This window comes from Pseudomonas sp. 28 E 9, from assembly GCF_900004785.1.
Classification (GTDB): domain Bacteria; phylum Pseudomonadota; class Gammaproteobacteria; order Pseudomonadales; family Pseudomonadaceae; genus Aquipseudomonas; species Aquipseudomonas orientalis_A.
On sequence record NZ_CVTK01000025.1, the window covers coordinates 45,338 to 60,731 of the forward strand.

Below are 15,394 nucleotides of genomic sequence, written 5' to 3' on the forward strand. Positions count from 1 at the left end.
AAAACGCACAGCAGCTGGGCAAAAACTAACATTTTTAAGACGAAAACTAACAACTAGGATGGAGCCAATAAGAAAAACAAGCGAGACCCCAGATGCCCACTGCAACTGCTGAATACGATTACGTGATCGTCGGTGCCGGCCCCGCCGGCTGCTTGCTGGCCAATCGTCTGTCCGCCAACCCGGCCCATCGCGTCCTGCTGCTGGAAGCCGGTGGTCGCGATAACTACGCCTGGATTCATATTCCGGTCGGCTACCTGTTCTGCATCGGCAACCCGCGCACCGACTGGTGCTTCAAGACCCAGGCCCAGGCCGGCCTGCAAGGTCGCGCCCTGAGCTACCCGCGTGGCAAGGTACTGGGCGGTTGCTCGTCCATCAACGGCATGATCTATATGCGCGGCCAGGCCCGGGACTATGACGGCTGGGCGGCGCAAGGCAATCCGGGCTGGGCCTGGAATGACGTATTGCCGCTGTTCAAGCGCAGCGAAAACCATTTCGCCGGCGACTCGCCATTCCACAGCGAGGGCGGCGAATGGCGTGTCGAGCAGCAGCGCCTGCATTGGCCCATCCTCGATGCGTTTCGCGACGCAGCAGAGCAGAGCGGCATCGCCAATATCAGCGATTTCAATCAGGGCGATAACGAAGGTTGCGGTTATTTCCAGGTCAACCAGAAGGCCGGGGTGCGCTGGAACGCGGCCAAGGCGTTTCTCAAACCGGTCCGCCAACGGCCCAACCTGACGGTATTGACCGAGGTGGAGGTCGACCGCGTGGTGCTGGAAAACGGCCGCGCCTCCCAAGTGATCGGGCGCCGGCACGGCCAGCAACTGAGCTGGAAAGCCAGCAGGGAAATCGTGCTGTGCGCCGGTGCCGTGGGCTCGCCAGGCATCCTGCAACGCTCGGGTATCGGCCCTGTCCACGTGCTCAAACCCTTGGGCATCGACGTGGTGCATGAACTGCCGGGCGTGGGTGGCAACCTGCAGGACCACCTGCAACTGCGCCTGATCTACAAGCTGGAAAACGCGCGCACCCTGAACCAGATCGCCGGCACCGTATGGGGCAAGATGGGCATGGGCCTGCGCTACCTGTATGACCGCAGCGGGCCGCTGTCGATGGCGCCCAGCCAGCTTGGCGCGTTTGCCCGCTCCGGCCCCGAGCAGACCTCCGCCAACCTTCAATACCATGTGCAGCCGCTGTCCCTGGAGCGCTTCGGCGAACCGCTGCACGCGTTCCCGGCCTTTACCGCCTCGGTCTGCGACCTGCGCCCACACAGCCGCGGGCGCATCGATATCCGCTCGGCCAACCCGGCGGACGCACCGCTGATCCAGCCCAACTACCTCAGCCACCCGGAAGACCTGCGCGTGGCCGCCGACGCCATTCGCCTGACCCGGCGAATCGTGGCCGCGCCGGCCCTGAGCCGGTTCAAGCCGGTGGAATACCTGCCCGGTGACGCGCTGCAAACCGAAGAGCAGCTGCACGAAGCCGCGGCGCGCATCGGCACGACCATCTTCCATCCGGTGGGCACCTGCCGCATGGGCGATGACACGGACGCCGTGGTCGACGCCCAGCTGCGCGTGCATGGCGTGCCGGGCCTGCGCATCGCCGACGCCTCGATCATGCCGCGCATTACCTCGGGCAACACCTGCTCACCGACGCTGATGATCGCCGAGAAGGCCGCGCAGTTGATCCTTTCACCGCACACAAGGAGCCTCGCCCCGCAGAGAGAACTGGTTCACGCAATCTGAATAGCGGCGCCGCACCCGGCGCCGACAGTGGAACAACAATAAATAATCACTGTGAGGGTTACCCGATGTCAGAACATGCTCAACCCCTGGGCTCGGCGATGGATGCGAGCACCGGCAACGACTCGAAGAAAGTCATTTTTGCCTCGTCCCTCGGGACGGTTTTCGAATGGTATGACTTCTTCCTCTACGGCGCCCTCGCGGCGGTGATCAGCAAGCAGTTCTTTGCCGGGGTCAACGACACCACGGCGTTTATCTTTGCGCTGATGGCATTTGCCGCAGGCTTCGTGGTGCGGCCGTTCGGCGCGCTGGTATTCGGCCGCCTGGGCGACATGATCGGGCGCAAGTACACCTTCCTCGTCACCATCATTCTGATGGGCGTGGCCACCTTTTGCGTGGGCCTGCTGCCGACCTATGCCAGCATCGGCATCGCCGCACCGATCATTCTGATCGTGCTGCGCATGCTGCAAGGCCTGGCGCTGGGCGGTGAATACGGGGGCGCCGCCACGTATGTGGCCGAGCATGCGCCTGCCGGCAAACGTGGCTTGCACACCAGCTGGATTCAATCCACCGCCACCCTCGGCCTGTTGCTGTCGTTGCTGGTGGTGCTGGCCTGCCGTTACTTCACCGGCGACCAGTTCGAGGTATGGGGCTGGCGTATTCCGTTCCTGTTCTCCATCGTGTTGCTGGGCATCTCCACCTGGATTCGCATGAGCCTGCACGAATCGCCGGCGTTCCTGAAAATGAAAGAGGAAGGCAAGGCCAGCAAGGCGCCGATCCGCGACTCGTTCGGTAAGTGGGAAAACCTCAAGGTCGTACTGATCGCACTGTTCAGCATCAACGGCGGGCAGGCGGTGACCTTTTATGCGGCGCAGTTTTATGTGCTGTTCTTCCTCACTCAGTTCCTGAAGATGGACCCGGCCCTGGCCAACATGTTGCTGATCATCAGCGTGGTGATTGGCGCGCCGTTCTTCATCCTGTTTGGCTGGCTGTCGGACAAGGTCGGGCGCAAGCCGGTGCTGATGCTTGGCCTGCTGCTGGCGACTTTCCTGTACTTCCCGATCTTCAAGGGCCTGGCGCACTACACCAACCCGGCGATGGACCAGGCGAGCCGCCAGGCACCGATTACCGTGCTGGCCGATCCGGCCACCTGCACCTTCCAGTTCGACCCGGTGGGCAAGGCGCGCTTTGACAGTCCGTGCGACAAGGTCAAGACCTTCCTGGTCAAGCAGGGCCTGCCCTACAGCAGCGTCGCCGCCCCGGCCGGCGCGCCGGTACAAGTCAACGTGGGCGACGTCAGTATCGATGGCTTTGATGAAGCGGCCTTGCGTGGTGCAGTGACGCTGGCCGGCTACCCGAGTTCGGCGGACATGGCCCAGGTCAACAAGGTGATGGTGGTGGCGCTGATCGTGGCACTGATCCTGATCGCAGCCATGTGCTACGGCCCCTTGGCGGCGCTGATGGTGGAACTGTTTCCGACACGCATCCGCTACACCTCGATGTCGCTGCCCTACCATATCGGTAACGGCTGGTTCGGCGGGTTCCTGCCCACCGTGTCGTTTGCGCTGGTGGTGTACACCGGGGATATCTTCTATGGCCTGTGGTACCCGGTGGTGGTGACCGGCGTGAGCCTGATCGTCGGGCTGTTCTGTCTTAAAGAAACGCGGCATGTAGATATCGACAATAACTGAGTTGCCTTAAGCACTGCACATCCCCTGTGGGAGGGGGCTTGCCCCCGATGGCGGTAGTTCAGTCGATGTCTTCAAGACTGATACACCGCTATCGGGGGCAAGCCCCCTCCCACATTCGTCTGTGGTGCCTACATAATTAGCTGTACATCCATACAGATAACGGTTGCTCAATTCGCTTTGAATAAGCATCCTGCAAGGCATCAACCCGATGCGATGTGATGACCATGCAGCTGTACCTCTGTGAAAAACCCTCCCAGGCCAAGGACATCGCGGCCGTGCTCGGCGCCAGTCGCCGGGGCGATGGATGCTGGCTGGGCAATGGGGTCACGGTCACCTGGTGCATCGGCCACCTGTTGGAAACCGCCCCGCCTGACGCTTATGACGCCAAATACAAGCGCTGGGTATTGGCCGACCTGCCGATCGTCCCGGAAAAATGGAAGATGCAGGTCAAGCCCAGAACCGCCAGCCAGTTCAAGGTGGTCAAGCGTCTTCTGGGGGAAGCCAGGGAACTGGTGATCGCGACCGACGCCGACCGCGAGGGTGAAATGATCGCCCGAGAGCTGGTGGAACATTGCCGTTATCGAGGGCCGATCCAGCGGTTGTGGTTGTCGGCGCTCGATGATGCCTCCATCCGCAAGGCCCTGGCCGCGCTCAAGCCCGGCGCGCACACCTTCAACCTGTATCACTCGGCCCTGGGCCGCTCCCGTGCCGACTGGCTGATCGGCATGAACATGAGCCGCTTGTTTACGTTGCTCGGACGTCAATCCGGCTATCAGGGCGTATTGCCGGTCGGCCGCGTGCAAACCCCTACCCTGCGCCTGGTGGTCGACCGTGACCGCAGCATCGCCGACTTCATCCCCGTGGCGTATTGGGCCATCGACGTGGACCTGCGCCACCAAAGCATGACCTTCACCGCGCAATGGCGCGCCGCCGACGATGTCTGCGATGACCAGGGCCGTTGCCTCAACCCGCAACTGGCCCGGGACGCCGCCGACGCCATGAGCCATGCGGCCGATGCGCGACTGGTTAAGCTGCGCACCGAACGCATGCGCGAGGCCGCTCCCCTGCCCTTCGACCTCGGCACCCTGCAGGAAATCTGCTCCAAAAAGCTTGGCCTCGGCGCCCAGGAAACCCTGGATATCGCCCAATCGCTCTACGAAACCCACAAGGTCATCACCTACCCGCGTAGCGATTGCGGCTACCTGCCGTTGAGCCAGCACAGCGAAGCGCCAAAGATTCTCGCTGCACTCGGCCGCGCGGATCCGGCCGTGGGCGAGCTGATGGCCTACATAGACCCCAATCGACGCTCACGCGCCTGGAACGACGCCAAGGTCAGCGCCCACCACGGCATCATCCCCACCGGGGCCGGCAAGGACGTCGGGCAACTCACCGGCAAGCACCGCGCGGTCTACACGCTGATACGCGCACGCTACCTGGCGCAATTTCTGCCCAACCATGAATACGACCGGACCCAGGCGGACTTCGACTGTGCAGGCCAAGCGTTGCGTGCAGTGGGCAAGGTCATCATAGAACCGGGCTGGAAACGCGCATTGCCCGAAGCCCTTGCCCCCGCCAAAGGTCGGGACGTTCCTGCTCCCCAAGCCTTGCCGATGCTGGTGCAAGGCCAGGACTGCGCGGTGGCCAGGGTCAACCTCAAGGACCTGTGGACCCAACCGCCCAAGCCTTTCACTGAAGGCGACCTGATCAAGGCAATGAAAAACGTCGCCAAGCTGGTGGAAGATCCACTGCTCAAGCAGAAACTCAAGGACACCACCGGCATCGGCACCGAGGCCACCCGCGCCGGCATCATCCAGGGCCTGCTGGACCGAGGTTACCTGGTGAAAAACGGCAAGGCACTGTCGGCCACTCCGGCCGCGTTCAGCCTGATCGATGCCGTACCCCGTGCCATCGCCGACCCCGGCACCACCGCCATCTGGGAGCAGGCGCTGGATATGGTGCAAAGCGGCGAAATGAGCCTGGAAGAATTCGTCGCCAAACAAGCCGCGTGGATGAGCAAGCAGGTGGCTCGCTGCACTGGCATGCGCATGACCATCACCGCCGCTGCCAGCCCGGCAATCAAAGGCGCGGCGCCATGGAAAAACAAACGCAAGAGCGCGCCACGCAAGACGACAACCAGCGCCAAGCGGGCAAAAAGGCCGGCAAATGCCGGTTAAAACGCAAAAAAATCCGGCGAATGACGCTTTTCGACGGGTTTGACGACGCTTTGGACCTTGCTGCGACGTAGTGCGTCTAGGATTCTGTAGGGGATAGCTGACTACCTAACAACAACACCGGAGTGGCCGCCATGAAAACCGTCGCAGAATTGCTCAAAGCCAAGGACCAGAAGAACCAGGAGGTCCATACCATCCAGTGGGACCACACCGTGTTCGAGGCGCTGGTGCGCATGTCCGAGAAAAACGTTGGGGCTTTGCCGGTGGTCAAGGACGGCGCAGTGGTGGGGATCATCAGCGAGCGCGATTACGCCCGCAAACTCATCCTCAAGGGGCTGTCATCGGTGACCACCCGCGTAGACGACGTAATGAGCTCCCCGGTCATTACCGTAGATACCCATAAAACGGTCGAGGCGTGCATGAACATCATGACCGACAGTCACCTGCGCCACCTTCCGGTCGTCGAAGACGGCAAACTGCTCGGCCTGCTGTCCATCGGCGACCTGGTCAAGGAAGCCATTGCTGAACAAGCCGCCTTGATCAAACAGCTGGAGCAGTACATCCGCGGCGAATAGGAGATCCCATGCTCGACACGCTGGAACATCAAGCAGACCACCTCGACACGCTGCACCGGGCGATGGTCGAAAAGCGCTTCCTGGTGCTGACCGGTGCGGGCATCAGCACCTCGTCGGGTATCCCCGACTACCGTGACGGCGAAGGTGTGCGCCGGGGCAAAGCGCCGATGATGTACCAGGAGTTCCTCGCCACCGCGCAGGCACGTCACCGTTATTGGGCCAGGGCAATGCTGGGTTGGCCACGGGTGCGCCTTGCCCGGCCGAACAGGGCGCATCAGGCCCTGGCGACGTTGCAACAACGTGGGATCATCAGTGGCCTGATCACGCAAAACGTCGACACGCTGCACGATCAGGCCGGCAGCCACGAGGTGATCGAGTTGCATGGCAGCTTGCACCGGGTGCTGTGCCTGGATTGCCGGCAGCGCAGCGAGCGCGACGCGATCCAGCGGCGGATGGAAATCGACAACCCGCACTTTGCGCATGTCCATGCGGTGCAGGCGCCTGACGGCGATACCTTGCTCGACCCTGTTTTCGAGGAGCACTTCCAGGTCCCATGCTGCCCCCACTGCGAGGGGCAACGGCTGAAACCGGACGTGGTGTTCTTTGGTGAAAACGTGGCGCCTGCTACCGCAGCCAGAGCCATGGCTGCCGTGAACGATGCCGAGGGGCTGCTGGTGGTGGGATCATCGCTGATGGCGTATTCCGCGTTTCGTCTTTGCAAGGCGATGGCGGAACAGGGCAAGCCGGTGATTGCCATCAACCTGGGCAAGACCCGCGGGGATGAGCTCCTGCAGATAAAGATCGAAGCGCAGTGTGAGCAATTATTACCTTTGCTGGTCGAGCGCGTGTAGGAGCGAGCTTGCTCGCGAAAAACCCACAAGCGCCCCGTGCAACTTACTTACCTTACCAAACGCTATCACGCGACCCACCGCACGAAAAATGACGCCCAAGTCACGGTTTTCCTGCATCCCCCCGCCCCCACAGCGATTTATGTAGTGCCTGAAAATAATCACTACATAACCGTTGACGTAAGCTTTTTGTCCTTGCATTATCGAGACGTCTCCCGGATCGGGAGTGTTGGTAACACGCGTTTTGAACAGGCTCGTCTGACCGCCGAGCTGTTTTTCCGGATGTGCACTGCCCACAAGGCAGATTGATGAAGCTGACTGGCCCCGAAAGGGAACGGTACAAGGAGCTAAAGCGCTGCTTGTCTTCGTTATGAAAGCGTTGCGTAGCGGTTCATCAGCAAAACTACATGCATCGGTTCACGACCCTGCCCGTATTCGGCAGACCGTCACTGACGCCCGGTTTTCTGAGCCGGAGACAACTTTGAAGTGTTAACGAATCAATTGATAGATCGCCAACTGGTCAAGGGGCTTACACATGAATCTGAACAACCAACCCACTATCGATGAACTGGCTGAGATGTTTGCCGCGCAGAAAGACACACTCGACGACCATATCCTGTGGATTGGCAAATCGGGCGAAGTTCAACTTGACTGCGTAGCGCCTCACACCGAGGAAGCCGAGTTCGACCGCAATCACCGTGAACTGGCGGCGCGCCTGAAGATGTACCGTCGCGGCCAGGGTTATGTCGGCAAGAAAGCGGCGGCCGATCGCAACTTCATCGAGCAGGTATTCGACACACTTAACAATGCCTGGGCCTCTTTCAAAGACAGCTCGCAAGTTAAAGTGATTGATCGTTACTACTAAGTTGTTGTTCTAATGTGGGGGCTGGCTTGCCAGCCCCCACGTTTATAATGTGGTGTACTCAAAAAGTTGGAAAGCGCCCCCTCCCCGCTTCATCTTTGAAGATATCAAACAACACCTGCGCCGCTGCCGACAGTTCATGCCCAGGCTTGGTCAGTACGCCAATGGGCCGCTCGATCACCGGGCCGGTCAAGGTGATGCAACGGGCGCCCGCCTCCTCCATCTGCCGTGCGCACAATGCCGGCACAGCACTGACCCCCAAGCCGCTGGCAACCATCTTGCCCACCGTAGCCAATTGATGGCTTTCCAGCGCCACGGGCAGTTTCATCTGCAAGGCGCCCAAGTGCTCTTCCAGCATGACCCGTACCGTCGATGGACGCTGGAGGGTGATGAAGGGTTGCTCCAACAGCGTTTTCCAGTCGATCTCGGCCACCTGCGCCAAAGGCGAATCGCCCGGTACCACGGCGATAAACCGGTCCAGGTACAACGGCGTGAACGCCAGTGACGAACCGTCGGACGGCTCGAACGCCACGCCCAGTTCCACCTGGCGATCGCGCACCATCTCCAGCACCTGCTCGTTGATCAAGTCATGCACCGTCACGTTCACCTGAGGGTAACGCGCGCGGAATATCTTCAGGATCGGTGGCAGCAGGTTGCCGGCAAATGACGGCATCGCCGCCACCGTTACACGCCCGCGTTGCAGAGTGAAGCGTTGGCGCAGTTCGTCCTCGGCGTTGTCCCAGTCGGCAATCAATCGACGCGCCAGCGGCAGCAGGGATTCGCCTTCGGGCGTCAGCGCGACATTGCGTGTATTGCGGCTGAACAGGCGCCCGCCCAGGCCTTCTTCCAGGCCCTTGATCGTCAGGCTCAGCGCCGATTGGGACAGGTGCAGACGCTCACAGGCAGCGGCAAAACTCAGGCTCTGGGCCACGGCCAGGAAGGCACGCATTTGTTTAATGGTCATGAGGCTACTTCGCAGGGTGATCGACTATGCTGTTTTCTAAATCAATCAACCTTAAAAAACAACTTAACAAATCAATCCTTCAGCGCAACACTCGGTCCATTGGCTGGCCCACAAACAATAAAAGAGGTGCATATGGCAGGTTTCGATAAGCGCGTGGCGTCGTACGAAGAAGCGCTGGCAGGCCTGGAAGACGGCATGACCGTACTCTCCGGCGGTTTTGGCCTGTGCGGCATTCCGGAAAACCTCATCAATGAGATCAAGCGCAAGGGCACCCGTGACCTGACCGTGGTGTCCAACAACTGCGGCGTCGACGGTTTCGGCCTGGGCGTGCTGCTGGAAGAAAAGCAGATCCGCAAGGTGATCGCTTCCTACGTGGGCGAAAACGCTCTGTTCGAAAAGCAGCTGCTGAGCGGCGAAATCGAAGTGGTGCTGACCCCCCAGGGCACCCTCGCGGAAAAAATGCGTGCAGGCGGCGCCGGCATCCCGGCCTTCTTCACCGCCACCGGGGTCGGCACGCCTGTCGCCGAAGGCAAGGAAACCCGCGAATTCAACGGCCGCCCCTACCTGATGGAAGAGTCCATCACCGGTGACTTCGCTATCGTCAAAGGCTGGAAAGCCGACCACTTCGGCAACGTCATCTATCGTCACACCGCCCAGAACTTCAACCCGCTGGCCGCCACCGCCGGCAAAATCACCGTGGTCGAAGTCGAGGAAATCGTCGAACCGGGCGAACTGGACCCGGCGCAGATCCACACCCCTGGCATCTACGTCGACCGGATCATCTGCGGCACCTTCGAGAAGCGCATCGAACAGCGCACCGTCCGCAAATAATCCACGTCCAGAACAATAAGAGGAATCAACCATGGCGCTTACCCGCGAACAAATGGCTCAACGCGTCGCCCGCGAAATGCAGGACGGTTTCTACGTCAACCTCGGCATCGGCATTCCGACCCTGGTGGCCAACTACATTCCCGACGGCATGGAAGTGATGCTGCAATCGGAGAATGGCCTGCTCGGCATGGGGCCGTTCCCGACTGAAGACACCATCGATGCCGACATGATCAACGCCGGCAAACAAACCGTCACCGCACGCATCGGCGCCTCGATTTTCTCCTCCGCCGAGTCCTTCGCGATGATTCGCGGCGGCCACGTCGACCTCACCGTACTCGGCGCCTTTGAAGTCGACGTCCAGGGCAACATCGCCTCGTGGATGATCCCCGGCAAGCTGGTCAAGGGCATGGGCGGCGCGATGGACCTGGTGGCCGGTGCGGAAAATATCATCGTGATCATGACCCACGCGTCCAAGGACGGTGAGTCGAAACTGCTCAGCCAGTGCAGCCTGCCGCTGACCGGCGCCCGCTGCATCAAGCGTGTGCTGACGGACCTGGCCTACCTGGAAATCGAAAATGGCGCTTTTGTCCTCAAGGAACGCGCACCTGGCGTCAGCGTTGAAGAGATTGTCAGCAAGACCGCCGGTAAACTGATCGTCCCGGACCACGTTCCAGAAATGCATTTCCAGTGAGGACAGATTCCATGCAAGACGTCGTGATTGTTGCTGCCACCCGCACCGCCGTGGGCAGCTTCCAGGGTTCGCTGGCCACTATCCCGGCCCCTGAACTGGGCGCTGCGGTGATTCGTCGCCTGCTGGAGCAGACCGGCCTTGACCCGGCCGAAGTCGATGAAGTGATTCTCGGCCAGGTACTCACCGCAGGCAGCGGCCAGAACCCGGCGCGCCAGGCCTCGATTCTCGCCGGCCTGCCCCATGCCGTGCCGAGCCTGACCCTGAACAAGGTGTGCGGCTCCGGCCTCAAGGCCCTGCACCTGGGGGCGCAGGCGATCCGTTGCGGCGACGCGGATGTGATCATCGCCGGCGGCATGGAAAACATGAGCCTGGCGCCGTACGTATTGCCCGCCGCGCGCACCGGTCTGCGCATGGGCCACGCCAAGATGATCGACAGCATGATCACCGACGGCCTGTGGGATGCGTTCAATGACTACCACATGGGCATTACCGCCGAAAACCTGGTGGACAAGTACGGCATCAGCCGTGAGGCGCAGGACGCCTTTGCCGCCGCCTCCCAGCAAAAAGCAATCGCCGCCCTCGAAGCCGGACGGTTTGCCGATGAGATCACACCGATCCTGATTCCCCAGCGCAAGGGCGATCCGGTGGTCTTCGACGTGGACGAACAGCCGCGTGCCGGTACCACCGCCGAGTCCCTGGCCAAGCTCAAACCCGCCTTTAAAAAGGACGGCAGCGTCACCGCCGGCAACGCCTCCAGCCTTAACGACGGCGCCGCAGCGGTGCTGTTGATGAGCGCCGCCAAAGCCAAGGCCCTCGGCCTGCCCGTGCTGGCACGAATCGCCAGCTACGCCAACGCGGGCGTCGACCCGGCGATCATGGGCATCGGCCCGGTATCGGCCACCCGCCGCTGCCTGGACAAGGCCGGCTGGCAGCTGGCCGACCTGGATTTGATCGAAGCCAATGAAGCCTTCGCCGCGCAATCACTGGCGGTGGGTAAAGAGCTGGAATGGGACGCCGAAAAGGTCAACGTCAACGGCGGCGCCATTGCCATCGGCCACCCGATCGGTGCGTCAGGCTGCCGCGTGCTGGTGACCCTGCTGCACGAAATGATCAAGCGCGACGCCAAAAAAGGCTTGGCGACACTGTGCATCGGTGGTGGCCAAGGCGTAGCCCTGGCCCTTGAACGCGGCTGATCATCCAAGAGCAACACGGAAAAGGCCCGGTTCCACGAAAACCGGGCCTTTTCTTTATTGATCGTTCCCGCGCAGAGCATGGGAACGATCATTACACCCGTGATCAGCGCTTCATACAACGCTGATAGCGCTCATCCACACGTTTGGCAAACCACGCCGTGGTCAGATTGCGGGTAATCTTCGGGCTCTTGAGCACGATGCCCGGCAGGATTGCCCGTGGCAATGGTTTGCCGGCGGCCTTGTCGGCCAGGGCGAACACGCGCTTGTAGAGGGTGGTGTCCTCGAAGTCCAACGCTTCGCCTTGCTCCAGTTGACTGCGAATGCTGGGATTGCGCATATCCAGCTTCGCCCCCAACGAACGCACCGCCAGCTCAGTGGTGCCGGGCAGCAACGAACCATAGCGAATCAAATCCCCATCCAGCGCCAGTTCGGTGCCAGAGGCACGGCTGACGGCGGCCTGGAACGCAGCATTGCGGCTGGCGTACCAACCCGCATTGAAATCGGCAAAGCGGTACAGCGGCTGGTCATAGCTGACCGGGTAGCCCAGCAGATGGGCGATACCAAAGTACATGCCGCCACGGCGAGTGAACACTTCGCGGCGAATCGTACCGTCTACCGTGTAGGGATAACCCCGCGCCTGTTTTTGCGCAAAGTCGATGCTGACCTGCATCGGGCCGGCGGTGTGTACCGGGTTGAAGCCGCCAAACAGCGTGTTGCCCAACGGCACGACGCCGATGAAATCGTCGAAGATCCCGCTCAGGTCCTTCTCGGTGCGCGCAGCATTCAAACGCTCGGCGTAGGTTTTGCCGGTGGGCGAGCGCAATTGCAAGGCGCTGCGCACGACAAACGCCGGCACATGAACCTTCCCGGCACGCCGCAGGATTTCGTCCTGGGCGATCTTGCCCATGCCCGGCACCGGTGGGTCGACCTGATAGGTGGACTCCTGCTCGGTCACCGCCAGTACGGCGCAGATGTTTTCGGTGCTGGGATAGATCTTCTGGGTGTCGAACGCGGTGTAGATATCCTGGGCCCAACCTTCGCGGTCCGCGACCTTGGCCGGGAGCAGGCGCACGATCTGCGTCTTCACCTCGGCCTCGCTGCGCTCGGGTTGCTGCGGACCGCGTGAGGTGGAGCAACCGGCCAGCACCAGTAAAGTTGCAAGGCAGAGGATCAGGCGGCTTGAATACATATGGCTTCCTTGGTGAACGGCGGGTCGGGCGATGGGGATATCGACAGGCAAGTCTAACCGGGGTTCGTGGGTATGCCGAACTCACTGCGACTCTGGCTGAAACTTCCCACATAACCGTCGGATAAGCTCTACTCCCCGCCTCTGAAAACCGCTGCAAAGTCCTTCGCCTGATTAAACAGTGCGAGGGATTGCAGATGGTTTTTCCAGTTAAAGCCCTGATCGACAGGGCTCACCCATGATCGACGCAACCAGCCAAGCCATTGGCTTCCTGGTGTTGGCCGCGATGGATGCAAAGACGCGGGACGTCGAATCCATCCTCAGCGATTTCCGGGGATGCCTGCACCCATACGATACCTGGGCTCAAAGCTTTCTCAGCTTTTCGGCACTGAATGTCGAGCAAGTGTTCAAGGTGGGAGAAGAAGTAGCGCTCGTAGCGCCGATCAATCGGTCCCTCTTTCCCAGCAGCACGGTCGCCACGTGTACAGCCAACGGCACGTTGACCCTGGTGCATATGTTCCAGAGTTCGCGATTCGTGCCGATCGGCAACACGCCGGTCGTGGTGCAGCGCATCGATCCAGACGGCGGTCCGCTGGGGGACCCACTCCATAAGACCATCGGTCCCAGCGGCATTCTGGAAATCACCGAGTGTGATCGCAACCAGAAGTACCGAGTCAGTTTCTACCCCGACGTTTCTTCGGAGCATTTCAAGGCGCTGTACGCTTCTTATCAGTCGGTCATTGCGTCACTGGAAGGCTGGTTGCGCAGTGAGTGGGGAACCACTTTCGAACCCCTGTGGAAGGGGTACTCCGAGGCAAACTTCCTCAAGCGCTACCTTTCGCTGTACGGCGCCTATGCCCGAGGTTTCAGCGACTCCCTTTACTCAATCTGGGACGACGTAGAGCATTTATTTCAATGGCTGTCAGCCCCCCTGGCCAATGCTGAAAAGCTGCTGCATTACTTTTCCCAGGACGAGTTTGAAAAATTACTGACGTTAAGTGCCGAGACGCTCGCCAAGGGTCTGCTGGTGCTGAGCGACGAGCCTTTGCTGTTCATTTACCTGGCGGCGCTGGTCAGCTGGATGCGCATGCTGCCACCGCCCTATATGAACGAAATGCTGGGCGAGATTGGCGCCGAGGTCGTCATCAACCTGTTGTTGGGCCTGGCGACGGGCGGCATGGGTATTGTGCTGCGCATGAGCACGAAAGTGCTGGCTGGCATCAAGTCGCGCCGGGTGCGCAGGTGGCTGGAGCAGATAGCCGAGCAGTTCGGGAAAGTTCGCCTGGTGGGGCATAGCGAAGCGCTTAAGCCGGTGCTGTTGAGCAGTGCAGCGACGCCGATCAAGGCAGTGCCGGTGGCGCCGTTGAAGGCGGGCGATACGCTGGTTTCGAACCCGGTGCCGATGGTGCGCAACAAGACGCAGCGTACGGCGTTGGTGCGCCAGGAGCCGGTGGATGATGTGCCGGCCGTGGCGTCGAATCCTAAGGGCGATGCGGCGGCTTCTGCGGACAAGACCGTTACCCACGGTTGCCCGGTGTCGATGGTCACCGGCGAGGAACTGCTGACCCTGACCGACGGCGCGCTGGATGGGATCTTGCCGTTCGAGTGGACGCGCTTGTATCGCACCAGTGCGGTGGACGTGAATTGCGGGTTGGGGTTTGGCTGGAGTCATGCGCTGGCGCATCGGCTTGTGATTTCAGGCAACTCAGTGGTGTGGACCGACCATGAGAATCGCTCGACCACCCTGCCCTTGCCGACGGTGGCTCGGCCGGCGATTACCAACAGCCTGGCGGAAGCGGCGATTTATTTGGGCTCGGCTCCTGACGAGTTGGTGCTGGCCCAGTCTTCCCGGTTTTATCACTTTTGCGCCGGTGTGCTGACGGCGATCAGCGATGCGTATGACAACCGGTTGCGCATTTTCCGGGATCGGTTAGGGCGTATTGAGCGGCTGGATAACGGTGCAGGCCGTTCGCTGTTTTTGCGGTATGAATTCGACCGCATCGTGGCGGTGGACTACCAGGTGCATCGCGCCAAAGGCCATGAACCCTTCGTTTGGGTGACCGAGCAGAACGTCGTTTCCTACGCCTACGACGACGCCGGACGACTGGTGTCGGCGACCAATGCCGTCGGTGAACGCGAGGTTTATCGGTACGATGAACAGCACGTCATTCTTGAGCGGCAGTTGGCCGGTGGGGCGAGTTTCTTCTGGGCGTGGGAAAGGTCTGGTAAAGCCGCGCGCTGTGTCCGGCACTGGGCCAGTTTTTCGCAGATGGACACGCGGTATGTATGGGGCGATGACGGCAGCGTCAACGTGCACAACGCCGATGGCAGCCAGGAAGTTTACGTGCATGACCAGCGTGCGCGACTGGTACAGCGCATCGATCCCGACGGCGCCCGACATTTCAAATCCTACGACGACAAGGGCCGACTGACCGTCGAGCAGGACCCGCTGGGCGCGGTGACGGCGTATCAGTACGACGCCGCCGGTCGCTTGGTCGCGCTGTTTCCGGGTGAGGATGAGCCGACGTCCTACGAGCATGACAATGGTTTCGTACGGGTCGTGCGGCGTGGTGAGGCGGTCTGGAAATACGAGCGTAATGAGCAAGGCGATGTCATCCGCAGGATTGATCCGGAGGGCAACGCGAC

12 protein-coding genes are annotated in these 15,394 nt (G+C 61.0%); 10 read left to right on the forward strand and 2 right to left on the reverse strand.

Translation table 11 applies throughout. The features are described 5' to 3' along the window. The first annotated feature begins 92 nt into the window (after nucleotides 1-92). The 6 genes from BFQ00_RS04610 to BFQ00_RS04635 all read left to right on the forward strand — a co-directional run bounded on the left by BFQ00_RS04610 (nucleotide 93) and on the right by BFQ00_RS04635 (nucleotide 7,886). Entirely contained in the window at nucleotides 93-1,739 is a 1,647-nt protein-coding gene (locus BFQ00_RS04610; RefSeq protein ID WP_065932747.1) for a GMC family oxidoreductase, read from the forward strand. A gap of 65 nt (nucleotides 1,740-1,804) precedes the next feature. After that, the gene (locus tag BFQ00_RS04615) at nucleotides 1,805-3,427 is read left to right on the forward strand and encodes an MFS transporter (protein ID WP_065898291.1); all 1,623 of its coding nucleotides are present in this window, start codon (nucleotides 1,805-1,807) and stop codon (nucleotides 3,425-3,427) included. A gap of 224 nt (nucleotides 3,428-3,651) precedes the next feature. Then, nucleotides 3,652-5,601, forward strand: coding sequence for a DNA topoisomerase III (locus BFQ00_RS04620; protein ID WP_065932753.1), 1,950 nt, complete (start codon nucleotides 3,652-3,654; stop codon nucleotides 5,599-5,601). 131 nt (nucleotides 5,602-5,732) lie between these two features. Next, a complete protein-coding gene (locus BFQ00_RS04625; protein ID WP_065884401.1) occupies nucleotides 5,733-6,173 on the forward strand; it encodes a CBS domain-containing protein in 441 nt (146 codons plus the stop codon). Between the two features lie 8 nt (nucleotides 6,174-6,181). Beyond that, nucleotides 6,182-7,024 (forward strand): NAD-dependent protein deacetylase, encoded by an 843-nt coding sequence (locus BFQ00_RS04630; protein WP_065932748.1) that lies wholly within the window; start codon nucleotides 6,182-6,184, stop codon nucleotides 7,022-7,024. Between the two features lie 532 nt (nucleotides 7,025-7,556). Then, a complete protein-coding gene (locus BFQ00_RS04635; RefSeq protein ID WP_065884399.1) occupies nucleotides 7,557-7,886 on the forward strand; it encodes a hypothetical protein in 330 nt (109 codons plus the stop codon). Between the two features lie 58 nt (nucleotides 7,887-7,944). Here BFQ00_RS04635 and BFQ00_RS04640 read toward each other — a convergent pair whose 3' ends face one another. Beyond that, entirely contained in the window at nucleotides 7,945-8,847 is a 903-nt protein-coding gene (locus BFQ00_RS04640) for a LysR family transcriptional regulator (protein WP_065932749.1), read from the reverse strand. Nucleotides 8,848-8,979: 132 nt separating this feature from the next. Between BFQ00_RS04640 and BFQ00_RS04645 the strand changes: the two genes are divergently transcribed. From BFQ00_RS04645 to BFQ00_RS04655, 3 genes are read left to right on the forward strand one after another with little or no spacing between them, the layout of a single operon-like run. Then, nucleotides 8,980-9,678, forward strand: a complete 699-nt coding sequence (locus tag BFQ00_RS04645) for a CoA transferase subunit A (protein ID WP_057725645.1) — start codon at nucleotides 8,980-8,982, stop codon at nucleotides 9,676-9,678. 31 nt (nucleotides 9,679-9,709) lie between these two features. Next, nucleotides 9,710-10,369: a CoA transferase subunit B gene (locus BFQ00_RS04650; protein ID WP_065932750.1), complete on the forward strand. Its 660-nt coding sequence runs from the start codon at nucleotides 9,710-9,712 to the stop codon at nucleotides 10,367-10,369. A gap of 11 nt (nucleotides 10,370-10,380) precedes the next feature. Next, nucleotides 10,381-11,562: an acetyl-CoA C-acetyltransferase gene (locus BFQ00_RS04655; RefSeq protein ID WP_065932751.1), complete on the forward strand. Its 1,182-nt coding sequence runs from the start codon at nucleotides 10,381-10,383 to the stop codon at nucleotides 11,560-11,562. Nucleotides 11,563-11,665: 103 nt separating this feature from the next. On the opposite strand, the gene BFQ00_RS04660 is transcribed toward BFQ00_RS04655, so the two are convergent. After that, nucleotides 11,666-12,751, reverse strand: a complete 1,086-nt coding sequence (locus BFQ00_RS04660) for a DUF1615 domain-containing protein (protein ID WP_065884395.1) — start codon at nucleotides 12,749-12,751, stop codon at nucleotides 11,666-11,668. A 235-nt stretch (nucleotides 12,752-12,986) separates the two neighbouring features. Between BFQ00_RS04660 and BFQ00_RS04665 the strand changes: the two genes are divergently transcribed. Then, a partial coding sequence (locus tag BFQ00_RS04665) for a DUF6531 domain-containing protein (RefSeq protein WP_139114967.1) occupies nucleotides 12,987-15,394 on the forward strand: 2,408 nt, incomplete at its 3' end.